The following is a 22,685-nucleotide window of genomic DNA, read 5'->3' as shown; positions in this document are numbered from 1 at the left end:
GGATGTGGAGCCGGCGACCGGTCCGGTAGGTGGTGTCCTCGAACCGGTGGTGTCAGCGCGCGTCTTTCACGGCGCGGCCAACGTACTCGTCTGGCGCGTGGTTCCCGTCCAGGGCCGGAGCTTCTCGGGGTTGCGGATGGCCCAGATGTGCTTGATCCGGTCGCCTGCGATGTCGAACGCGTACACCGTTACGGTGACACCGTTGTGCTGGGCGATCAGACCGGCCTGACCGTTGACCGTGAGCTCCAGAAGCGTCAGGTGGGGTGCCGCGTGTGCGATCTCGACGCTGGCGCGCGCGACTTGTTCGCCGCCGTGGATCGGGTCGAGGAAGGCGATGGCGAGGCCGCCGCTGTCGGCGACCGACGTGGCGTTGGGGTCGAGCAGGCCGATGAGCGCGTCGATGTCCTTCGCTTCCCACGCGGCCTTGAAGTCCCGGACGATGTCGGCGTGCCGGGCGGTCGGCGTCGCGGGGGTCTGCGCCGCGCGGATGCGGCGGCGAGCCGAGGTGGCGAGCTGGCGGCAGGCGGCCGGCGTGCGGCCGACGATCTCGGCCACTTCTGCGAAGGGGTAGCGGAACACGTCGTGGAGGATGAACGCGACGCGCTCGGCCGGGGTCATCGACTCGAGCACTACGAGGAAGGCCATGTTCACCGACTCGTCGAGGGTGACCCGGTCGGCCGGGTCGGCGGCGGTGGCTCCGGACTGCCCGCTGATCCACTCCGTCGGTTCGGGTAGCGGCTCGGGGATCCATTCGCCGACGTAGCGTTCCCGCCGGGCGCGGGCGGAGGTGAGCATGTTGAGGCAGATGCGGCTGGCGACCGTGGTCAGCCAGGCGCCGGGGGACTCGATGGCTTCCTGCTGCTGTGGGGTCATGGCGTACCAGCGGGTGTAAGCCTCCTGCACGGCGTCCTCGGCGTCGGCCAGGGAGCCGAGGAGCCGGTAGGCGACGTTGATCAGCTGACGCCGCTCGCTCATGATCGCGCTCAGGCCGGAGGAGTTCATGTCAGTTCGACGAGACAGCGCACCGAAGTGTGACGTTGGCGGCCCAGGAAACACCCCGGTGGCGTGCCCCATCACATTCCGCGGGGCTGTGCGGTCAAACCACTGAGAGACCAAACAATCCAGCAAGACAGGAATCTGAGCGGCATCATGGAGGATACAAATGAGCGACCTTGCGCCAATCGCTGACCGGACCGAGATCGAGGTGCTGCGCGGCGAGCACGTCGACGCGCCCATGATGGGCGACTACGACCGTTTCGCGTCGCTGTTCACCAAGGATGCGGTGTGGCGGATCCCCTTCGCCAACATCGAGTTCGCCGGGCGGAAGGAGATCCGCGCCGGGATCGAACGGCTGCAGGATGCGTGGGAGTTCTATGTGCAGAACACGCACCCGGGCACGATCCAGCTCGATGGCGACACCGCGTCCGGCCGGGAATACGTCTTCGAGATTGGTCGCCAGCGCGACGGCAGGTCGGTTGTCGTGTACGGCCTGTTCCATGACCGCTACCAGCGCACCCCGGATGGCTGGAAGTTCACCGAGCGCGTTTTCGAGCCCAGGTACCTCGACACCACTCCGCTGACGGGCGGACCGCCCGAGGGATCCTGGGACGACCAGTAACCCGCTGACCGGCCCAGGCCCACCCGTGCGCTGTACGTGCATGACCCGCAGGCGCGGCGGGTAGCGCACCGCTGGGTGCGCCAGTGGTTCAGGCTGTCAGTCTTCCGAGCGGTGGCGTGGGTGGTCGGCGGGTACGACTGCCGAGTAGAGGGCTGTCCAGCAGGATGGGCAGCAGTATGGCCGGAAGACTACGGGGCGTCGATGTAGTCGGCCGGGTTGGCGATGATCTGTGGCCCCGCATTGGTGGGGGAGCCCTCGTAGCTGGCGAGTGCGAGTTCGGCGTCTGCCGTTCCGGCCTCGCCCAGGACTTGACCTGCAACCGCAGGTTGAAGCTGCGCGGCGACATAACCAATCTGTGATGTTCGATGTCGTCCTTCGGGATCGGCTTCACACCGAATAATCGAACGCATGTTCATCATCATTCCCGTCTGGAGCTCACGACATCGCCGGCGATCCGCAAGAGAGCCGCCGCCTTGTCGAGGTCGTCACCCAGCACAGAAGCAAGTGCGGGAACACCTTTGACGAGAACGGATCCAACGTCGCGCACGCCGTGCCGCCACAAGCATTGGTAGTCCCAGCGGTCCACTGCGTGCCCGGCGCGGACCACCAGCTCGGTGAATGCGGCGGGCACACCGCGGTCCAGTTGCAGAGGTAGCTGGACCAGGTCGGCGCGGTCGATCGACGGATGCACCTCCAGCGCCAACTGGACGACGCTGTCGATCACGTCGCGCGTGCGGCTGAGTACCGGGTTGATCGGCACGATCTGACGTGCTCCCGTCGCCGCAAGCCGGCCCTCGATCTCGGTCATAGCGACCAGCCTGACCCACTTGAGGCAGATGAGCGCCCGCGCAGCGCGCTCGAACCCGTTCGAGGCATTCAGCACCGTGCTGGTGACGACCTCAGGGAAGCCCTGCCGGGAGAAGTACGTCATCGTGTCCCGCCACCTGGAGTTACGATCAATGGCGACCGCGTCCATCTCGGCCGTGCTCTGTGCCAGGACAAGCAGCAGTTCGTCCGTGACAGCGGCCGGATCCAGTTCGCGCAACAGTCGGACGACCTCGAGCGCGGACCTGACGCCGAGGGTCCCCCCGCTCAGCACCGCACCGAGTGAAGTCAGGCGGAGGTCTTGCCCAGTGCGGTCAACCAGTCCCACCGCGCTCAGGGCATCAGCCGTCCGGAACACGTCCTGCGGTGTCAGTTCGAACTGTGCGCCGTCTCCACGACGCTGATGCGCCGCCAGACTGTGGTTAAGAAACTTGTACACATCTGGCGACCACACCCGCAGGGGGTTCCGTGCACGCAGTAATGCCAACGCCCTCAGCACCAGCGAGTCGCGGTCCGGCTCGTCCAGCAGAGACGACCGCACTTTGCCGGGCACGCCACGGACGAAGTGGTCGAACACGTTATATGGATCTCCTGCGTGGACCGGCATCACAGCCCGCCCTAGAGACGTCCTCCCCGCTCGCCCCACCATGTTCTTGTATTTCGACACCGAGCAGTCCCAAGGCTCTCCGCCGCTGGGGTCCCCGAGATCGCGCACCACCACCACGTCCGCAGGGAAGTTCACGCCTTGAGCAAGCGACGTGGTGCACACCAACACCTTGATCTCACTGTTCGGCTCGCGGAAGGCCCTCTCCACCACCCGCCTGGCGGCATCGCTCAGGTCTCCTGTGTGGAATGCGACGCCGTGCCGCAGGCAGGCCGCCAGCGCGGTTCGCACCCGCGTGTGGTCCTCCCTCGGCAGGGCGTCGAGCACACGCGCTGCCGCAGGCAGTTCCAGTCTGCTGAACCACTTCGCGTCCGACATCGAAGCCTCGCGAGAACGCCGGAACACGATCACCTGACGGCCCTGGCGGACCTCTAGCCTGACCAGCTCGAGAACGGTGTCGAAGTCGGCGTCGTACTTCGGCCGCATCAGGAGCTGGTCACTGGATTCTGTCCCGTTCTCGTCCCGGTGCCGGAATGTGCCGTCCGGTGTGAGAGTGCCTTCCACCAGCGAAACCTGTCGCGCCGACCACCGCAACACCCCCAATTCGAGCCAGGTGTCGAGGTGGCTGTAGTCGTCTCCCAGTCCGGAGGACAACGCGATGATTTGCGGCCTGCCGGCTTCGGGCCGGGACATGACCGAGGTAAGAAACAGCTCCAGCGCGGCACCGCGCTCGGTGTCGCCGATCGTCTGCACCTCGTCCACGACCATCGTCTTCACATCGCGGAGCAGCTCAGGATGCGCCTGAACAAGTCCCGCGTACGTCTCGTACGTGAGCACCGCGAGTGTGTATCGACCGTTGACGATCGCCGGTACGTCGGCTGAGAGCTCGCCGGTGGCTCGCACGACCTGGATACCCAGCGGTCCGTACATCCCGGCGAAGCGCGTGTAGAGCTCGTTCACCAGCGCTCGCGTCGGCACGAGGAACACCGAGCGGCCCCGGCGCAAAGCTGACCGGACGGCGGCCATCTCGCCCACCATCGTCTTGCCCGACGCGGTCGGCGCGACGACCAGCACGCTGTTGCCGCGCAGGATCCCACTCTTGTTCACCGCGGTGCACTGGAGGTCGTTCAGCGAACCGATGTGGTGTCGCCACAGGTCGAGGACCGCGTCGGTGAAGCCGTGCTCGCGCAGACTGGACAGCTCGGTGGTCGCCAATCGCGGCGCATGAGGCCCGGCCAGAGCGCGATAAGCGGGCCCGGCCTCCATTACCGGCCACATCAAGTCCTCGCGCGACGACGTGTCGACTACCGGGTGCTGCGACCGCTCGAGCAGCGCCGCGCGGCTCGCTACGTGGCGGCGAACGCTCTCGAACAGAGCACGGAGCGGAATCTTGTCCTCGTTCGTGGTCTCGGCTTCGCCGGTCAACGCCCGTAAGAGCTGCCCGGTGAAGACGCCGTGCCCCAGCTGAGGATCTTCGTAAGCACCCTCGTCCTCACCGCAGGCGGTGAGCAGGTGCAGCGCTGCACCGGGCGCAGACGGCACCTCCAGCGGCCCGGTCGCCGTTCCCGACCACACCGCCTTCGCCCCGGCCCCGCCCGCGAAGCAGCAGTCGAGCAGTACCACGACATGACGCACAGGCAACGAACGCAGGTGGTCGAACAGCTCCGCCAACGGCAACGCCGTACCCGCGAGATCCGCCATGTCGGTGTCGTGGACGATCAGATCGTGCGTGCTCGAGCCGTGGCCCGAGAACATGATCATCACGACGTCGTCGGGCGAGCTGGTCGCCCGTAGGAGTTCGAGTTCCTTGATCAGCCGAGGTCGCGTCACCTTCTCATCAACCAGAAGAGTGAACGCTCCGCCATCGAAGTTGTCCTCGAACAGCGCGTGCGCCTTCCGCACGTCCCACGCAGCGGCGCGCAGTTGGCGCATCTCGTCCGACAGGTAGCTATCGACACCGACGAAAAGTCCCCGGAAGGAAGGCCCGACGTGCTCCACCTCTTCGCCTCCATCGATGCCGGCCGACGGGCGACGATGATAGCCGCCGACGTGGTCAGGGCTCGCTGATGCCACCCGCTGGACGAGTCGTGGTGCGCGTCTACTCCAGTCAGGCGTCCAGGGCAAGCCGGTCGTGCCCGAGGTTTCTGGCGGCGAAAGCCCGGCCAGCCGAGTGGAAGGCTGTGGCCAATCCGGCGGAACGGCGCGGGCTCCCCACGTTCGCCACGAACCCGGTCGACCGCGTGCTGGACCGGGTCGAGTTCGAGGAGCTAGCCGTCGAAGCCGCTGTAGGGGAGCACAACTCGACCGCGCGGCCGCCGCGCTGGCACAGCAGTCTGTCGCTGTGGATCGACCACGCGGCGAGGACCTATCTGCGCGCCGCGGCGCAGCTGTCGGAAGTCGATGGACAGCGTCTGCTGCCGGTGCGGCACCAGTGGGCCGTGCAACATCCGGTCAGGCCACCCCAAGACCAGGACGTACGGGAGATCCGCGCGATCGGCCGCGGGTACGAGTCCGAGGATGGCGAGCTGCGGGAAATCAGGCTGTTGCGCACGTACTCGGTCGATCCCGAGCACAGACCATTTTCCCCGCCCGACCTCGCCGAGATCGCGGCCACCGCCTTTGTGCTGGCTGACGGCCGGACGCTCATCGGCCCGTGGCAGGTCCCGTTCGTTGTGAGCCGGACGGCGCCGGCCGTGCGGCGGGTGCGAATCGTCGAGGTTGGCCTGTACGACGGAACACATCACGTGGTGCTCGACGAACCCACGGCCACCGTGCGTGATCTCTACTCCCAGCATGCCCGCGGCCCGTTGAGCGAGTCCCTCGACGGCTCCGACCTCCTGCCGGGTTACGACTGCGTGCGATGCCACCTCCGCAGTACGTGCCCGGCGTTGCCCCAGCACGCGGGGTTACTCGGTGTCCACGACCCGACCGCACCGGCCCGAACGTGGTCGATCACCACCGGCCGCTACTACCGGAACTGCCCGTGCCAGGCGCACTTCAGAGAACTGCGGTTGCCTTACCCGGCCCACCGCGAGTACGGCGTGGAGGCACGCCGGGGCAACGCCGTGCACCAGTGGCTGGAAGACCAGCACAAGCGCCCGTCCCGCCGCTCGTGCCGGCCCGCCGAGGTACCTCCAGGATCGTCGTGGTGGTCTGAGTGGACGTTGTTCGGCGACGACGCCCGGCGTGGTGACCAGATGATCGGCGACCACGCCGACGAATGTCCACTTGCGACCATGACCTCCTCGGACACGATCATGACCGAGCACCCGATCGTCGTGTACGACCCCGAGGCGAACGTCATCGTGCACGCTAAGATCGACACGGTTTACACCGAACGCGGCCGGACCGTGGTGCGCGAGACAAAGACCACCGGTCGAGTGCACGAGGGTGACCTGCTCCGGAGGTACCCGCAGATCGCACTGCACCTCGTGCTCGCAGCCGGAGGCCACTTCGGTGACATTGTCCGTGTCGAGCTCGAACGCCTCACCCCGGCAGGCGCGTTGGTCACCCGCTTTAATCCCCGCGATGATTGGCTCGTCGCCGAAGCGCGCGAAGTGGTGCACGACCTCGCTGCGCCGTGGCACGCCGATCTTTCCATGCTGCCCGAGCCGGGTCGCGCCTGCGACACCTGCGAGGTGTCCATGTGGTGCCCCGAGAACAGGAAGAAAAACGATTGAACGAGCATTCGCCTGAGCAGCGACAGGAACGGGTGGTCGCGGCCGCTGTTCGCGCCGCGTACGCGTGGAGTGTTCGCGAGGAGTTCCCGAAGCAAGCCATGGAGGAGATCTGCCGGATGATCGGCGTGATCACTGAAGCACGCGGTCCTGGTTTGACGCCTACCGAACCGATAACACTGGTTGAGGCGTTGCGCCGGTCATTAGGCGAATTGTCTCTCTCCGGACATGCGGAGGAGTTCGCCCGAGCACAACTGCTCGACGGCGACCTCCTGACCGATGACGCATACGACCTCGCGGCCGAGCATGCATGTTCACTCGCTCAGGACAGTGAGCGAACGGAGGCTTGGTTGCCTCGATGGACCAGGATGCGCGCGGACAAGGTGAGCAGTGATGTGTTCCGCGAGCTCGTCGAGGATGGTGACCAGGATATGTACGTCAAGTCTCGGAGGTTTCTGATCGAGCACCCAGCAGGGCGCAAGGACGTGCTCCTTGACGAGCGGGGCAAGACGGACGCTCAACCGGTCGGTGACTACCTGCCCTTGGCAGCACACCAGAAGTACGTCGACGGGGAGCGGCAGCTTTGGTGGTCCTGCCCGCGCTGCAAATACCCGATGGTGGTGGAGTCCGGTCTGGTGCGGTGTCAGCACGCGCGGCACGATGCCCGGTTCCAGCTGGACACCACCACGACGACTCCGAAGCTGCTGAAGATCGGTGCCGGCGGCAAACACCGCGCTCCGGCCGCACAGCGTGCCGAGGGGGTTGTGTGCGTGGAACGTGCTGTCTGGCAGTCGATCGTGATGCCCGGCGTGACCGAGCTCCGCATCGCCGCGAAGCTCGGCAAGTATTCCGAGGTCTTGTTGTGGCCAGATCTCGACGCGTACGACCTGCACGTCGTCACCGGTGACTACCAGTATGACGTCAAGGAGTACCGCTCCGCCGACTGGCTCATCGCCCGCCTGCGGGAACGCGGCCCCGACACCGGGATCGCGATCCTCATTCCCGACACCCACGGCGATCAGGTCGAAGCGCTCACCCAAGCAGGGTTCGAGGCCGTCTCGGAAAGGCAGGCCGTCAAGCTCGCGCGCCGTGCGGCCGAGGAGGCGTTGTGAAGAACAACAGCAAGCTTCGTCACGTGCTCCGGGCAGCCGTGGGCATGGCTGCGGCCTACTTCCGGCTCGACGAGATCAACGGCCGGCAGGTGATCACACGCGACCAGGTTGCCCTCGCGCTCGACGGGCACATCGAGGCGTGGGGCAGCTGGGAGAAGCTGTCCTACGACGAGCGCCGCCGGTTCGGCCGCCTGATCGGGATGCGGAACAATCGGCTCGCGGACGCGGCGGTTACCTGCAGGCTCCTCGATGAGGTGCTCGCCGTCGAGGGCCAGGACGACTTGCCGGGCTGCACACCGGCCGCCGACTATACAGACTCCGGTGAGATCCACGTCGAACTCGCCATGCCGCCGCTGGACTTCGTCGATGGCTGCCTCGCCACCCTGGACGACCTGACGCGCAAGTCCAAGCGGTGCCTGCCCGTCGCGGAGCCCGGCACCTATCATTCGGTCCTGCGGGTACCGCACCAGGGCGGTCACATCGAAGTCGTTGACGCGACGTACGACATCCAGCCGCACCACATCCCGGCCCCGCCGCCTCCGCCCCCGGTCCGAGACGCGTTCGACATGCCCTCGATCAAGGTGCCGTTCCGGGAACTCGCCGACATCGCGGAAGAGCTCGACGAACAGTTCGGCACCACCCACCGGTCCAAGGCGGTACAGCGGTTCATCAACGAGATCGAGGGCGAGTTCGACCCCCTGACCGCTCGCGCCGACCGGAAGCTCGAGCTCACCGCGGGCAAACTGAACGAGCTCATCGCATACACCGGCTTCGGCAAGTCCGTCGTGCTCATCGAGACGTTCGCGTGCTGGGCCGTCGACCGCGGCCTCGTCGTGACATACGTTCTGCCCAACAACTCGGATGTCGCCAAGTACGCCCACATCATCGAGACCGCGTTCACCGAGACCAAGCGGACTGCCAAGTCGGTGACACCGTGGGTCTCCCCACGCTCGATGTTCACCGTGGCGAAATCGGTGACCAGCCCTCCACATGGCTGGACATGGCACCAGTTCGGTTATGGCTGCGCTCTCGCAGCCGCTGCCACGACGGACGAGTCGGTCGACACCTGGGCCCCCGGCAGTGAGCCGTGCACGACTCTTCGCGCGCCCAAGAAACGCCGCGTCGACGAGGACCGGACGGTCGCGTGCCCGTTCCGGCAGTCCTGCGGCCGTTATCGGCTCGTGCGCGCGGCCCTCACCGCAGACGTCATCGTGACCTCGCACGCGAACCTGCACCTGGGCATGCTCCAGTTCCCGGTTGACGACGGCCTCGGCGAAACAGACCGGATGTCCGTCGAGGAGCTGGTTCTCCGGCGTAGTCACGTCGTCGTCATCGATGAGGTCGACGACTTCCAACGCGGAACGATCTCCCAGGCGGGCAGGAGCCTCATCCTCGACGAGGCGGGCAAACTCGACACACCGCTGCGCAAGCTGGACATCGAGTTCGGCGCCGCGTTCGGCCGCGTCCGCGCCCAGGTGGACGCGAGCGTCCGGGACGCGTTCCACACGATCCGCTACCTCTCCGAGCTCTACGTCAGCCACCTCGCGTACGGACGGATCGGCTCTCCGGAACCCGGTGTCCGCAGGCGGTGGACGGTGCCGGGCCGGTGGGACCATTGGCTCACCGCCAGGTTGTTCGGGCTCGATGACGAAAAGGTCGAAGGTCATCAGGTCGCGATGTTCGAGTCGTTGTTCCCCGGCCCGCGCTTTGGCGCCCAGCCGGACGAGCCGCAGCACTTCGAGCAGATGCGGCCCCTGATCGAGGGCCTGACGGCGGCCGGCTCGTCTGGGGGGACCGTCGCGACGGTGCGCAGCCGGCTCGAGTCCTTGCTCGGGCCGCAGAAGATCGAGGACGAGTCCGGTCAGCAAGAGATCGTCGCGATCATCCTCGACGAGCGCGACCGGGCGCGCACCATCGACCGGATCGTGCGCCGCGCCATCCTGGAACGCGTCCGCTTCCACCTGCACGAGCTGATGAGCGCCAGCCCCCAGCTGGTCAACGCCGGGATCGAGTCGGTGCAGGCGATCGCCGACGCGCTGGGCACCTACGGGCGCTGGAGGTTCACACCGACCGGCCCGCTCGGCAGGCTGGTGTTCGCGTTCACCGAGCACGTCGATACCGACGACATCGACGACGCCTGGTTGCACACCGCCGCGTTCGGCGGCGACCCGCACGCGTATGTGACGGGACTCGGCGAAGCCACCGCGCTCGCCCACGCCGGCGTCCGCCGCGCGGTGCTCGGGCTCTCCGCGACCTCCTACTTCCCACTGGCACCACACCACCATGTGCACGTGCAACCGAAGTGGTGGGTGTGCGACAACTCCGGCAACGTTGAGATCCTCGCGTCCGAGGTGCAGCGCGGCGACGGCGAGGCGGTCCGAATCTCCGGGTTGGACGGTGGAGCTCGCAACGTCGCGATCCAAGAGCTCGCCGGCTTGCTGTGGCGCGACGAGAACGGTCTCAAGAACGAGCTGGCCAGGCTGCGCAAGGAGCAGCCGGACCGCCAGCGGGTGTTGCTCGCGACGACGTCCTACGCCGCGGGCAAGCACCTGGCCAAGGGACTCGTCGCAGCGGGTGTGGCGCCGCACGACATCTGCCTGGGTGTCAGGCCCGCTTCGGACGAACGAACCCCGGACGAGGTGCACGTCGCCGACGACACCTGGTTCACGCTGCCCGCGAACCGCCTCGACGAGATGCCCGGGTTGAACTGCCGCATCCTCGTCGCCCCGCTCGCCCGAGTGCAGCGCGGGATCAACATCATCGGGAAGGACGACCGCTCGGCGCTGGGCTCGGTGTGGTTGATCATCAGGCCGATCCCCCTCATCGACGAGCCCGAGGAACTCGTCGCCCACATCCAGGCGATGGCGCACCGACGTTGTCCCGACGGCGCCGAGGATCTCGCGGAGCTGCTCCGCGAACGGCGGGGCGAAGCGGGCAAGTACTTCGACAAGATCGTGCGCAGCAGGCCGTACTTTTCCAGTCAGCCGCCGTCGGCCAAGCTCGGCGTCGTCGCCGAGATACTCAACGGCGCGATCCAGCTCGTCGGCCGCGCCCGGCGAGGCGGCACGGACGCGCGGCTGCACCTCGTCGACGGCGCGTTCCTGAACCCGAAGCGAGGCCCCAACTTCGCCGCGCTCATCCAACAGCTCAGCGCCGAGTGGACGAGTGACGAGCAGGAGCGGATGAACGAGATCTACGGCAGCACTCTCCGATCGTTCTTGGCCTACGCCGACGAACACAGCAACTCACAGCCGATCAATCCACCGGAGGAAGTGTCCTGAACATGAACGTGCTCGCGTTCCGGATCCCGCGCCGCCTTGTGAAGCAGGTATTGGGCACGGTCACCGCGTACCCTCTCCCGAAGGAGTTCCTGGAGGCCTGGGACCAGCTTCCACCGCCACCCAGTAAGCACCACAAGCAGCCATACCGGGCGCTGGCCATCGCGCTGACCGCAGCCACCGGACAACCCGTCCGGCTGTTCGGCGAGCGCGATCTCGCGGAGAGTGAGCGGCAGCGGGGCGACCGCATGTTGCTCGTCACCGACGCACTGCTTGACCACCGGTTCCGCTTGGCAGTACGCGCTTGGGAACGACGTGTGCGGGGCGGCCACGCCGCCGACATTGAACTCGCTGATCTGCTCCCCGAGCCAGAGAAGGCCAGATCGTTGGCGCGGTACGTCCAGTTCCGGAAGAACGGCGTACCACTCGCAGCAGGCTGGGTCTTCGAGATCGCCACCTGGCAGGTGGTGCGGAAGCTCGCGGCCGTGCCGTTGCGTGTCAGTGACGATCGGTCCCAGCGCCTCCGCATGGACACGAATGGTGACCTGCTCGCGTGGGACACGAACGACGTGCTGCGCGGGCAATCGCAAATGCTCTTCGGCATGTGCCGGGTCAGTGCGAAGCTGACGACGCGTGCCGGCGTCGACGACTTGGTGCTGACTTTCGATGCCCACGTCTCCCGCTTCCAGACCAAGTGGGCGTACGCGAAACACGCGTGGCAGGACCGCGACGGGAGCAAGCCGCTCGTTCGCATTCCCTTGTGGCACAAGCGCCACGACGACAACTCGTGGATCACGCACCTTCACTCTGGCATCGAGGCGGTGCTGAAGGCGAACGAGATCAGCGCCATCCGGGTCGGTCAGGACCTCCCGCTGGAGCCGGGCGGCATCCGGCCGAGCGCGCGGAGCTTCTATGACCACGCCGTCGGCAGCGGTCAGGGGCCGCGCTATCTGGCGAGGCTGCACGAGCACGTGCGCAAATGCCTGCCGGAGCTGGAAGAGCTCCAGCTCCGGCAGGACAAGAGGATCGTCGTGCCCGTACGGAAGACCAAAGCGGACGACCTGCCCGACATCGACATCTGCTCCACCGGTCACCAAAGCATCCTCATCCTGTGCCTGTACGCGACAACACACGCGCACAGCCGGATGCTGGCCGAGCTTCGCGCGCTCGCGAACGCCGATGTCTCTCCGGTGCCAGGCGGCGCACCGGTACCCGTGGTGCCAGGCGTCGAGGTCGCCGTCCGGCACTGTCCCGAGTTCCTGAAGCACGGGGTGCACAACCAGGCCGCCTTCCGCGACGAGGTGCTGGATCTGGAGCCGATGGATGGCAGGCTCGTCGTGGCGTGGGTCGAGACCGAGTACCACCCGGAAGAGCCCATCGAGGCCAAAGACGACGCGAAACCACGACTCCGCAGGCTGTTCGCCAAGCGCGGCATTCCTTCCCAGTTCCTCGCCACGGATCCGCCCGGGCGCAAGGCTCCCCGCACCGAGCGCGACGAAGAGAGGAAGGCGAAGGAACAAGGTCATGCCGCCCGCAGCGCCCTTCGCGAACTCTTCCGCCTCGCTGGTGCAACCGGCCGCCACTTGTCGGTGCCTCCGGGTGGGGGCGAGGCGGTCAACCCTCTCGGGCGCGACGCTCTGCTCGTCGGCATTCACGCACGACGTCAACAGACCGGCGGCGGGGACGAGAAACCCCTGGTACTCACCATGGTCGCGATCGACGTCCGGTCGAACGCGTCGTCGTGGCGCACCCTCATGGCGGGCACGACGACACATACCTGGTTCCCGGCCGCGCAGGGCATCGCGGAGTTCCACTCGGGCGACATCGGTACCTCGTCACTGGGACGCACCGAGGCGAAGGCCGCTAGGACCCGCGACCACGTGGAGAAGATGCTCCGTGAGCTGGTAACCGGGAATCGCACAGGCCTGCCGGTGGTGGTTTTCGTTGACGCGGCCGCGACCAGGTCGATCTGGCCGGGCCTGCAGGACCAGTCGCTAGGTGAGGGGCCTTTGCCAGGCGATCTCCTGGCGTCAGCGGGTCACGACGTCGCCATCGTGCGGTTGAACGACGATCTCCATGAGATCGGCCGTCCCGTCAACCGCGCGGGCGGCAGACGCCCCGCTGACGCCGAGGCCCCCGGTTCACCGGGACGCACGCCGAAGCTATACCAGGTGGCGGACTCGAATCGGCCGCTCTGGATGTTCCCGCGGATGTCCCGCACGATCGACTCGCTCGGTGGGAGGGCGGGAACGTTGGCCACCCGCTGGACGCTCTCCGCGGAGAACGCGCGCCAGATGGGGCTGCCCTGGCACTCCTACACCGCGACCGAGATCCTTGTCGTGCGCGCCGGTGGGTTCGACCCCGTCGCGCTCGCGGCGATGACCGCCCGGCTGTGCGAACACCCGGTGTCATGGGCCGGCAGAACCGTGTTCCCCGTACCGCTGCACCTGGCTGTGGGTGCCGATCGCGACCACCCCGATCACCGCGCCCCGGCGGACACGGACAGGTGATAGTGCGGAGCTCAGTCCTGCGCCATCGGGCGGTCGAACAGGGGGCACTGGGGCGGCATGGTCGCCGTCAGCGGCGATGCGCTCCGATCACATCGTCCGGTGGCGCACACGAAGCCGCCGGACATGGCGTGCAAGGCCGCCGACCGGCGCTGGAACGGGTCGCCTTTGCTGATGATGTTCTGACTGCCCTCGGCGGCGTTGTTCACGTCCGACAGGAACTTCGCCCAGTCGCTGATCTTGGCAGAGCCCGAGCGAGTGCTGTCCATCAGCTCTTCCCACACGTCGCCGTACCCGAACGCGAACGCGTCGACTCTGATCTTGTCGTAGTCTTCGCAGATCGTTGCCCACTTGGTGCTGTCGGTCAGCACGGTTCCTCCTTGGATGAAGTGATCACGTAGTGAACCCTGTCGAGATCACCTTCGGCCCCGGTGTCGCCGAGAGCGCCGAGTGGTACTCGTTGCTCCGCCGCGTCCCGTGTGACGGCGGTCCGGGGAGCTGGCCTGCCGGCACGTCGTACGTCGAGATGATCCGGCGGCTTGACGGCGGGCGCAGCGGCGGGGTCGTGCTGCTGGCCGAGATCCACCACGGGCCGGTCAACTCGCTGTGCGTGATCAAGATCGACTGCGCCGAGGTGCTCGTCGACGAGTGGGCCGCGCACCAGAACCAGATCGCCCCGCTGACGTCCGCGCTCTTCGCACCTGTCATCGCAGCCACCCCGGACGTCGTGGCGGGCCGGGCCGAGCACGACGACCTCGGTGCCGTGGTGTACAGCGAGGCCAGCGAGTACACCGGCCAAGCCGGGGACACCGTGCGCACGCTCGGTGAGCTCGTCAGCGAGGCGGAGGCGAACCCCGAGGTGCTGCCGGAAGCGCTGCACGTGCTGGAGCACGCCCTGCGCGGCGCGATGAAGCCTCTGTACGGCGACCACGAGCTCAAGGACGGCAAGTCCTCGCTGCGCTACCTCAACAAGTCCCTCGGTCCCAGCCTCGACCTGCGCGTCGACGACGGTCCGGCCGAGACGATGGCCCACGACTTGGTGCTGCGCCGCACGCTCGGCGGGTTCGACGAAGATCTGCGAACGGGTGACCGGATCCGACTGCGCGATCTGTCGAAAGTAGACGGTTTGTTGTCCGGGGATGACTTCGGGATCACGACCGGGGACACCGACCACAACGGCGACTTCGCGTGCGGCACCGTGATGCGGAGTCGCGGGCGCGAACGGCGAGCCCGGTTGCTCGACGCAATTCAGCCGACAGAGATCGCCGACGGGTGGTGGCAGGTCGGCGATGTCGTGGTGGCGGACCCCTTCATCGCGCTGGAGACCGTGCTCACCGACACCGTCGCGAACCGCGTTCTCTCGCGGTCGCACGGTGATCTCAACACCACGAACGTCGTGGTCGTCGGGGGGCACCCCTGCTTCATCGACTACGCACGCACGACCCGCCGGGCCCCGCAACAGGCGGATCACACGTGGCTGGAGGTGTCGTTCCTGCGGGACCAGTTCGCGCACCTGCCGTTCGATCTGGTCGTCGCGGTGCAGCGGGCACTCGCCGTCAGCAGCATGCTTCTCCAGCTCGACGTTCCCGCTGACGAGGCGCGCCACCATGGTCGAGAGCTCCTCGGGGCAGCGCCGACAATCGCCTTCGAGGTGCTCTTCACAGTGCGGAAGTTCGCGCACCAGTGCTATCCGCACGATGCGGGGGCAGAGTGGTGGAAAGACCACCTCTGCCACCTCCTCATCGCCGCACATCGCACGTTCAAGTGGACCGGCGAGGTGCAGACACCCGCCAAGCTCCGCGTTGCGGCCGCGGCTGCCTCCGTCGCCACTGAATGGCTGACGGACGGGTCACCGTTCACCCACTGGCCGCAGCATAAGCGCGACCGCACGATCGACCAGTTGCGTGGCCCTTACGTCAAGAAGCACGGCTCCGAGGTTTTGCGACACGTCCGCACCAACCTGCAGTCGGAGCACGAGACGTTCATCGACGTGAGCTGCGAGGCAAACGAGTACCTGTCTGGGCGACGCAGCGCGGTCGCAGCGGCCGAGCAGCCGATGGCGGCAGTCCTCACCGGAGGGGCGCGCAGCGGCAAGACCAGAGTCCTGGACGAAGCCGCCCATCGGACCGCCGTGGCAGGGAAGCGGGTGCCTTTGCTGCTGAACGCAAACGACATCAACTCACCTCTGCTCACCCGAGAGGCCCTCTGCTTCGACGCCCTGCACCTGTTCGTCGATGGTCTCGACGAGGCACCTGACCGCGCTGCCGCGGTGGCCGCCCTGGGGGAGTTGCGCGAGAACCACCCCGGCCTGCCTATCCTCGTCTGCAGCCGGTCCGTCGACGGCCTGTCGTCGTTCGACGAGGTCCGGCTCGCGGGCTTCGACGAGGAAGCCCTACGCGCCCACCTGTACCGGACGGCGCCGGCGTCGACCGTTCCCGTGCTGCTGCACACTCTTCTCGACGATCCGGCGTGGCAGGCCCTCGATCTCCGGCGGCCACGGTCCCTCGCGATCCTGGATGAACACCTCCAGACGGGCGAGCTGCCCTCGTCGCCCGCTGCGGCGCACGAGGCGATGCTGCGCGGTGAACTGGCCGGGTCCCAGTTCAACGAGGCCGTCGAACTGGCGGCACGACGGCTCGATGAGGACACCGCCATAGCCGATGCCGCATCGGCGACGACGGCGCCCTTCACCGAGCCGTCGGACCAGCATTTCCTGGCCGCGCTCGCGCTGCGCCGGCTACCGGTTTCCGAGGTGGCTCAGCGAGTGAACGCGCCAGCTTGGGACGCTGCGCTCCGCGTCCTGGTGTCTATGCCGGACGCCCCGGACGACGTCGTGCGGCAGGTCGTCGCCGCCCTCGTGAACGTGGATCCCGTGCGCGCGGGGCACCTGCTTCGAGCAGCGCACTCGCCACCGAAGGTTCTGCTCGCCGCATTCGTCTCCACACAGCAGGAAGCCTTGAAACGCAACGACCCGGGGGGGCTGGCGGCGTTGGGTTCACCACGAGCAGTCGCTGAAGTCGTCGTCGACAGGCACGCAGGCACGCCGCCGCGACTCACTGGACTGGTGTTGTTGCAGCAGTTCGTCGACAAGGCGCGACCCGGAGCGGAGCACCGGCGGGCGCGAACGGCATTGACCGATGTGGTCGGCGCGGTGCTCGGCGAGCCGAACCCGTCAGAGCTACTGGTGCTCGCGCTAGGCTGCGTTGTGCGGTTCGAGCTGCGCGGACTCGAGCTGCACCTCGCCGATCACTTGACCGAGCGGCACCCGTGGCAGGTGGTGCACGCCGCCGCCGAGACACTGTGCGGACTCGGCGTGCGGCTCACCGAACCGGCCAGGCAGACTTACCACCGCCGCGCGAGGGCACGGCTCGACGAGGTGGTCAACGCCTTGTGGCGCACTGCGGACCTGGCCGTCGCCCGCTCGCTTACTCACGAGCGACACACACTGCTGAGAGTGCTCGCTGACCACCCGTCATCGGTCGACGTTCTCCTGCGGCACCGCTTTGCCTTGGACGTCGTCGGTGCAGATGCCCTGCTCGACAGGTGGCTACCGCATGATGCGGAGGAAGAACCGTCATCGTTGTTCGGCCAGATCACGGACGGTGACCCGGCGGCGGTTGTAGCCGCCGCACACCGTTTGCTGAAGGAGTGGAACCAGGCGGAGCGGCTGCTGGCGCTCGTCGGTGACGACCCCGACCTGATCCGGCTTCTGGTCGCGGCGGCTGCCGTGATGGTCGCGAAGCCGGTCAACCGATCCAATACGGACAGGGCCGAAAAGCTCTTCCTCGCGGTGCTGCCACACGTCGAGACCGATCGACTCGAAGGCGTTTCCGCACTGCTCCTCGCGATATCCCGGGTGGACCCCGCTCGCGCGGCGCGCCTCGCCTCGACCGCGGCGAAGGCGTTCACGGAACGTCGGTTCCCCGCACGTCTGTACTGGCCGTGGAAGTCCGTGTTCAGCCGTTGCCGGGGAAGGATAGCCGACATCGAGCTGATGCTGTGCGGGTCAGAGCAGCAGGCCGCACTCGCCGTCTACGCACTGGGTTCGTGGGACGTCCCCGGTACCGGTCGACCGGGACCGGGGAAACTCAGCGCTGAGGCAGAGGAAGCGCTCTGGCGAGCCCGGCCCGAAGCGGACGCTCCGGCGCTTGACATCGACAGCTGGGCTCGCGCTGTAGCCGCGGTCGGCTTCCCCCGCGCGCTTCCACACCTGCGTGAGCTGCTCGAGACCGTGCCGGACGCTCCGGTGGAGGTCGGCACGGACGGTGGAGTCGAGCAACACGCCCTAAGGGACGTCCTGCGCCGAGCGCTCGCACACCTGGAACAGTCCACTCAAGGCTCTGTGGCGGACCACGCGATGCCGTAACCGAAACCCGGTCGCAACGCAGTGAAGTTCGCGCCCACCTCCCCGGCACCGTCAACTTCGACAATCGGGCCGGGAGGAACGTCGAGGTCGAGGAGCGCACGGTGGTGCAGCCGGTCGAGCAACCACACCATGCGAGGTTCGCGGCCGACGGCGAACCGGATCTTCACGTTCAGCGCGGCACACGCAATGCTCGGCACCATCGCGTAGTAGGGCCGGATCGGCTGCCCGTCGACCACCCGGTAGGACATTTCGTAAGTGAGCTCCTCACCTCGGTCCAATGCCTGCGGCAGCTCGAGCACGTGTTCGAAATGGCCGTTGCCCACTCGGCGTTCAGCGGTGATCCGAGCGCCCTGCAAGATTCTGGCCTCGACCTTCCGCGACGCGTCCGCATGGGACGGCAGGACCGGCAGGGTGAACCGGGTGCGGATCCGCTGCAGACCGGCTCTGGTCGCAGTGATCGTCCGGCGCTCGATCACCTCGGGCTCGTCCCCGTCGAGGCGCACCAACGCGGCCAGCCTCTCGACTGCCCAACCGGTGTCCAGATCGTCCGGGTCGATCGCGCTCGCGATCACGGCGGCGAGCCGGTCCAGCACAATGTCGATGCGGCGCCGGGCGGTCCTCGGCGAGACCTTGAGCTCCTCCGCCAGGAACGCCGTGCGCTTGCCCAAGCTGGAGAACTGGAAATCACCGTCGAGGGCCATCGCCGCGCGAACGATTACCCGGTCCGTCTCGGGGAAGTCGTCGGGCGGCAGCCTGGCCAACGCGCGGACGATTTGCTGGCGCGCGTCCTCGTCGGAGATCGTCCGGGACACGGTCGCCCACGCACCGATGTGGCCGCCGATGTGGTCGCGCAGTCGCGGCCGCCTCAGGCCCCAGCGCTGACACAACTCCCGCAGCTCGGCCTTCAGCTGGGCCTCGACATCGTTCGTCACGTACTCATACTGGCGGAATTCGGCGCACGGCCAGGTTGGCCACAATCTGGCCACAACGGTCTTCTCGGCTAAGAGAGCATGACGCATCGCCCGAACAGACCATTGGCGTTGAGGAGACTCCAGTGCCGCCGAGAGATGTGCCCACAGCCGGTCACACCGATGTCCAGCTCTTGCACGAGCTCGCTCACCAGGGCGAACTCTCCGCTGCCTTAGCCGCAGCCGACGCGAGAACCCGACGGCGCCTCGACCGTGCGCTCTACACCGTTGTGTGGCCGATTGTCTTCGACAGGATCACTCGGAAGGCGGAACACCGGCGCGGTCACCACGTGTGCACCCGCAGCGTGAACCGCATGGGATCAGACTGCCTCGACAGGTTCCACGACGACGTCGCGGCGGTGATCAAGGCTGTTGCCGAACGAACGACCACCCAGGTTGAGGACCTCACCGCGTGGATCACCGCGGTCGCGCGTTTCGCTGTGGTCGACGCGCACCGCAAGCGGCGCGGCGCGATCGGGGCTCAGCAACGCCCGCGGCTCCCGCAGTGGCTGATCGTGCAACTCGTCGACGAACCGTGGCTGACCTCGCTCGCACTAAGGGTTCTCGAGTGGGTGGGGATCCCCACGACCGCGGGTCATCAGCTCTGGCCACTCGGAAGCTGGACCTTGATCCGCGCCCAGACCACCGGCGACTGGACCGGCAGCAGCCAGGAAGTCGTCGCCGGCGAGGTGGAGCGGGTCCTCGTCGCCATGCGGCAACGTCCGCGTTGGTACGCCGATAACGTCGAACGCCCGTTGGGGCACAAGCAGGCACCAACAGCGGGACAACCCAACCAGGACATCGGTCCGGCCCCGCTCGCGCTGGTCAGGCCTGACGAACGGGCCGACTCAGTGCTTTCCGCCGTCGCTCAGGTCGCTACCGACGTCATCGCGGAACGGCTTCGACGCGGTGAGAACGCACACGCCGTCGTGCGGGACGTCGTCCTGCGGTTGTTCTGCGACGGCGATGTCATTCCAGCGATCTCCTCCGCCCCGCACGCCGCCTTCGCCGACGAGTGGCTGGAAGAGCAGTTGATCGCCACGCCTGGAATGGACCGGATCGTGGCTGCGGTCGTCGCCGCCGTGCGCACCGGAGACGACGCTCAGCGAGCAGTATGAGCCCAGTGCGTGGACGTGCTCCTCGATCACCCAGGAGCACGGCGGTGTCCGCGCCGACCCGCTTCGCTCCGGCGAGGACGGCGGGCGGCTCGCCTCTCGGCTCCTCTGCCACGCGCCGACGTTGCGCGACCGGCAGATCCAGATTCGGTCCGCGCCCCTTGGCTCTGTGCACATCCGCTGACGCCCTCCGGTTCCGTGGGTTCACCACCCGGGTACTGACGGACGCACGCCTCAACCGGCGGTTCGTCGGTGATTGGGCGCCGTCGACGGAGTCAATGCGGCACCAACGAACGCAGCAATGGCGGCGCTGTTCGGAAGACGCGGTGCCCTCGTTGGCAGAACGGCTGCGACAAGGAGTGATGATGGCCTGGTCCAGCGGGTCCACCCGCGTGATCCGACGGCGTGTTCCGGTGTATCCGCGGGGAGCGGAACGAACGGTGCGCGTTTCCTATGCAGCTTTGCTCCGAGTCCGGGAGGACGACCGGTACGTGCTCTTCGCCACCGGATCCCGACCTGGTGCGTTCACCCCACCGGGCGGCGTCTTCAAGTACTTCGCGCCGGGGGCGGACCTGCTCGAAGGGCTGGGCTTCGAGGCCGACCGCCGCATCGAGCGTGGCGACGGCATGCGCGCCGATCTGCGCGGACTGCTGCCGGAGCGGTCAGTGCCCGAGTTCCGCCGTTGGTTCGCGAGCGGTGCGTACCGCGAGGACGCCGTCGAGTGCCTGCAGCGAGAGTTGGTCGAAGAACTCACCGAGGTGAGCTTCCCCGAGCTGGCGGACGCAGTGCCCGCCACCCGGTTCAGTCACCTGCGCACCATCGTCGAAGGGCCTAGTCCCGTGCCCGGCAGGCCGTACCGGCAGCTGCGCCGATTCGAGTTCTACGACCTGGTGTGCGCGAACCAGGCGGCGGCGTCACTCCGCGAGCGACTCCTCGAGCTCGCGGATGCGCCGGACGTGTCGACGGTCATCTCCGCCACGAGCTCGGACATCGGTCAAGGGCGTTGTGGCAAAGCCCTGATCGCACCGCACTCCGCCTATCTCGCCGGGGAGCAGCGCACCTGGCCCGACATCCCCGCGGTCCGGTGAACACCGGGAGCAGCGGGCGACGCCCGCTTCTGGTCCCGAACGGTGAATCGCCTGATCCGCGGACGCGCACGGTGGCGACGGTCGACTGCACGCCGATCTCCATCGTGCAGCGCGATCGCACGGTGGTCATCACCATGTCGATCAGTCCGGCGCCGCCGCCCAGCGGCTGGCGCTACGTCGCCGCGTTCGTCCGTGGCCGGCTCAGCCCCGACACGAACGTCCTCGACCTCAGCGGCCCCGACAGCCTCACCTCCGTGTCCGGACTAGGGAAGCCGTCGTTCAGTTGGTTCGTCGGCGGGTTCGACGGTCCCCCGTTGCCGAACGCGCCCCTCGTCGTGGAGGCGGTTGTGCCCGCCGGCGTGGAGACACGCGAGGCCAGCCTGACGGTTCGTGCTGACTTCTCGCTTGCCAGGGAGCGAACACTGCTCGTGCGCGGCAGGCGTCTCGAACACGGTCGAGCAGGCGAGCCGTGGACGTTCACGCTGACGCTCCCCGCAGCTGCTCGTCCCTCCGCCACCACCTCGCCGATGACCGAGGTCAGGCTGTGCGTCGCTACGGACATCGAGCGGTACAGCCGATTCCTCAACCCGGAAGCCGCGCGCGCTCAGGAACGTTTCGTGGCGTTGCTCAGGGCGGCACGCGCACACGCGGGTATCGACGAGTCGGCTGTCGTGGTCGAGCCCGCGGGCGACGGCCAGTACGCGGTACTGCCGTCATGCCTCGACGAAACCGTCGTGATCCCCAGGCTCCTGGAAGGCTTCGCCATCGCGCTGCGGGAGGCGAACGACAACGTCAGTGACCGACATCGCCTCAGGATCCGCATCGCGATCGACCGCGGTATCGTCACGCCGGGCGCCAACGGGCACATCGGCACATCCACCATCGTCGTCCACCGGCTGCTGGACTCGCCGGGCTTGCGGCAAGCTCTCGCTGCGCGGGTTCACCACGACCACGCACTCATTGTCTCCGACACCGTCTACCAGGACGTGGTGCGTCACGAATACGGGAGTTTGGCGGCCGCTGAATTCCACGAGACCGTTGTCAACCTACCCGCGAAGAACTTCACGGCGCGCGCCTGGCTGCATTTACCAGTATGACGGGCGGTCGGCCGACGGGTTCAGGTCGGCCGACCGCGACTGGTCAACTGATCACCAGCCCGCCAGGAGGGCGAACAGGTAAACGATGAAGTGACTCTCCATGCCAGACCTCCTCTCGGTGTTCGGCCTGAACGCGAGCGTCCGGACCGGTCACCGGCGCGGAGTTGGAGGGAGCGACCTTGGGTGCGCCAGTCGGTCCGGCGACGGCGGCCAGGAACACTCCGGCCCCGACACCGAGCACGAATGACATGAGAACCACCCGGATCATCGTCGAAATCGAGCAGAAAACACCCACGACAGCAACTCCTGACCATACTCCAGCCGGAACAATCGGACTGGGCCACCAGAATTCGGAGCAGGCTCCGATCAGCAGCACCAGAGATAGAATGGCGATCTGCCCGGAAAAGAACCGCGCCGCTTGGCACAGGAG

General features: G+C 67.3%; 14 protein-coding genes. 9 read left to right on the top strand and 5 right to left on the bottom strand.

What is annotated here, in order from left to right; translation table 11 throughout:
* Positions 1 to 66: 66 nt before the first annotated feature.
* On the bottom strand, positions 67 to 1,002 hold the full coding sequence (gene sigJ, locus ABZ863_RS18785) for an RNA polymerase sigma factor SigJ (protein ID WP_358537068.1): 936 nt from the start codon (positions 1,000 to 1,002) through the stop codon (positions 67 to 69).
* Positions 1,003 to 1,162: 160 nt separating this feature from the next.
* Here sigJ and ABZ863_RS18780 point away from each other — a divergent pair, with 160 nt between their 5' ends.
* Positions 1,163 to 1,618 carry a nuclear transport factor 2 family protein gene (locus ABZ863_RS18780; RefSeq protein ID WP_358537065.1) on the top strand — a complete coding sequence of 152 codons (456 nt, stop codon included), beginning with the start codon at positions 1,163 to 1,165 and terminating at the stop codon, positions 1,616 to 1,618.
* A gap of 188 nt (positions 1,619 to 1,806) precedes the next feature.
* On the opposite strand, the gene ABZ863_RS18775 is transcribed toward ABZ863_RS18780, so the two are convergent.
* Together ABZ863_RS18775 and ABZ863_RS18770 are read right to left on the bottom strand one after the other, a co-directional pair.
* A complete protein-coding gene (locus tag ABZ863_RS18775) occupies positions 1,807 to 2,034 on the bottom strand; it encodes a hypothetical protein (protein ID WP_358537063.1) in 228 nt (75 codons plus the stop codon).
* A 2-nt stretch (positions 2,035 to 2,036) separates the two neighbouring features.
* On the bottom strand, positions 2,037 to 5,045 hold the full coding sequence (locus tag ABZ863_RS18770) for a DEAD/DEAH box helicase (protein ID WP_358537061.1): 3,009 nt from the start codon (positions 5,043 to 5,045) through the stop codon (positions 2,037 to 2,039).
* 182 nt (positions 5,046 to 5,227) lie between these two features.
* On the opposite strand from ABZ863_RS18770, the gene ABZ863_RS18765 reads away from it, so the two are divergent.
* The 4 genes from ABZ863_RS18765 to ABZ863_RS18750 are packed head-to-tail and all read left to right on the top strand — an operon-like array spanning position 5,228 to position 13,624.
* The gene (locus tag ABZ863_RS18765; RefSeq protein WP_358537058.1) at positions 5,228 to 6,727 is read left to right on the top strand and encodes a PD-(D/E)XK nuclease family protein; all 1,500 of its coding nucleotides are present in this window, start codon (positions 5,228 to 5,230) and stop codon (positions 6,725 to 6,727) included.
* The gene (locus ABZ863_RS18760; protein WP_358537056.1) at positions 6,724 to 7,836 is read left to right on the top strand and encodes a hypothetical protein; all 1,113 of its coding nucleotides are present in this window, start codon (positions 6,724 to 6,726) and stop codon (positions 7,834 to 7,836) included. Before ABZ863_RS18765 ends, ABZ863_RS18760 begins: the two co-directional genes overlap by 4 nt.
* Positions 7,833 to 11,117, top strand: a complete 3,285-nt coding sequence (locus tag ABZ863_RS18755) for a hypothetical protein (RefSeq protein WP_358537054.1) — start codon at positions 7,833 to 7,835, stop codon at positions 11,115 to 11,117. Before ABZ863_RS18760 ends, ABZ863_RS18755 begins: the two co-directional genes overlap by 4 nt.
* A 2-nt stretch (positions 11,118 to 11,119) precedes the next feature.
* Positions 11,120 to 13,624, top strand: coding sequence for an RNaseH domain-containing protein (locus tag ABZ863_RS18750; protein WP_358537051.1), 2,505 nt, complete (start codon positions 11,120 to 11,122; stop codon positions 13,622 to 13,624).
* A gap of 11 nt (positions 13,625 to 13,635) precedes the next feature.
* On the opposite strand, the gene ABZ863_RS18745 is transcribed toward ABZ863_RS18750, so the two are convergent.
* Positions 13,636 to 13,992 carry a hypothetical protein gene (locus ABZ863_RS18745; protein WP_358537049.1) on the bottom strand — a complete coding sequence of 119 codons (357 nt, stop codon included), beginning with the start codon at positions 13,990 to 13,992 and terminating at the stop codon, positions 13,636 to 13,638.
* Positions 13,993 to 14,021: 29 nt separating this feature from the next.
* Between ABZ863_RS18745 and ABZ863_RS18740 the strand changes: the two genes are divergently transcribed.
* Positions 14,022 to 17,987, top strand: a complete 3,966-nt coding sequence (locus tag ABZ863_RS18740) for a hypothetical protein (protein ID WP_358537046.1) — start codon at positions 14,022 to 14,024, stop codon at positions 17,985 to 17,987.
* On the opposite strand, the gene ABZ863_RS18735 is transcribed toward ABZ863_RS18740, so the two are convergent.
* Positions 17,954 to 18,919, bottom strand: a complete 966-nt coding sequence (locus tag ABZ863_RS18735; protein WP_358537044.1) for a hypothetical protein — start codon at positions 18,917 to 18,919, stop codon at positions 17,954 to 17,956. The genes ABZ863_RS18740 and ABZ863_RS18735 overlap by 34 nt on opposite strands.
* A gap of 350 nt (positions 18,920 to 19,269) precedes the next feature.
* Here ABZ863_RS18735 and ABZ863_RS18730 point away from each other — a divergent pair, with 350 nt between their 5' ends.
* From ABZ863_RS18730 to ABZ863_RS18720, 3 genes are all read left to right on the top strand, one after another.
* Positions 19,270 to 20,073: a hypothetical protein gene (locus ABZ863_RS18730; RefSeq protein ID WP_358537041.1), complete on the top strand. Its 804-nt coding sequence runs from the start codon at positions 19,270 to 19,272 to the stop codon at positions 20,071 to 20,073.
* Positions 20,070 to 21,158, top strand: a complete 1,089-nt coding sequence (locus tag ABZ863_RS18725) for a hypothetical protein (RefSeq protein WP_358537038.1) — start codon at positions 20,070 to 20,072, stop codon at positions 21,156 to 21,158. Before ABZ863_RS18730 ends, ABZ863_RS18725 begins: the two co-directional genes overlap by 4 nt.
* 71 nt (positions 21,159 to 21,229) lie before the next feature.
* Positions 21,230 to 22,255, top strand: coding sequence for a hypothetical protein (locus ABZ863_RS18720; protein WP_358537035.1), 1,026 nt, complete (start codon positions 21,230 to 21,232; stop codon positions 22,253 to 22,255).
* Positions 22,256 to 22,685 lie beyond the last annotated feature (430 nt).

Origin of the sequence: Saccharomonospora sp. NPDC046836, from assembly GCF_040645195.1 — a bacterium.
Taxonomy (GTDB): Bacteria; Actinomycetota; Actinomycetes; order Mycobacteriales; family Pseudonocardiaceae; genus Prauserella_A.
This window is presented reverse-complemented; position numbering and strand designations above follow the sequence as displayed.

Coding starts and splice junctions, on each gene's coding strand:
- sigJ (WP_358537068.1), bottom strand. CDS start 1,002: ATGAACTCCTCCGGCCTGAGCGCGATCATGAGCGAGCGGCGTCAGCTG.
- ABZ863_RS18780 (WP_358537065.1), top strand. CDS start 1,163: ATGAGCGACCTTGCGCCAATCGCTGACCGGACCGAGATCGAGGTGCTG.
- ABZ863_RS18775 (WP_358537063.1), bottom strand. CDS start 2,034: ATGAACATGCGTTCGATTATTCGGTGTGAAGCCGATCCCGAAGGACGA.
- ABZ863_RS18750 (WP_358537051.1), top strand. CDS start 11,120: ATGAACGTGCTCGCGTTCCGGATCCCGCGCCGCCTTGTGAAGCAGGTA.
- ABZ863_RS18730 (WP_358537041.1), top strand. CDS start 19,270: ATGGGATCAGACTGCCTCGACAGGTTCCACGACGACGTCGCGGCGGTG.
- ABZ863_RS18725 (WP_358537038.1), top strand. CDS start 20,070: ATGAGCCCAGTGCGTGGACGTGCTCCTCGATCACCCAGGAGCACGGCG.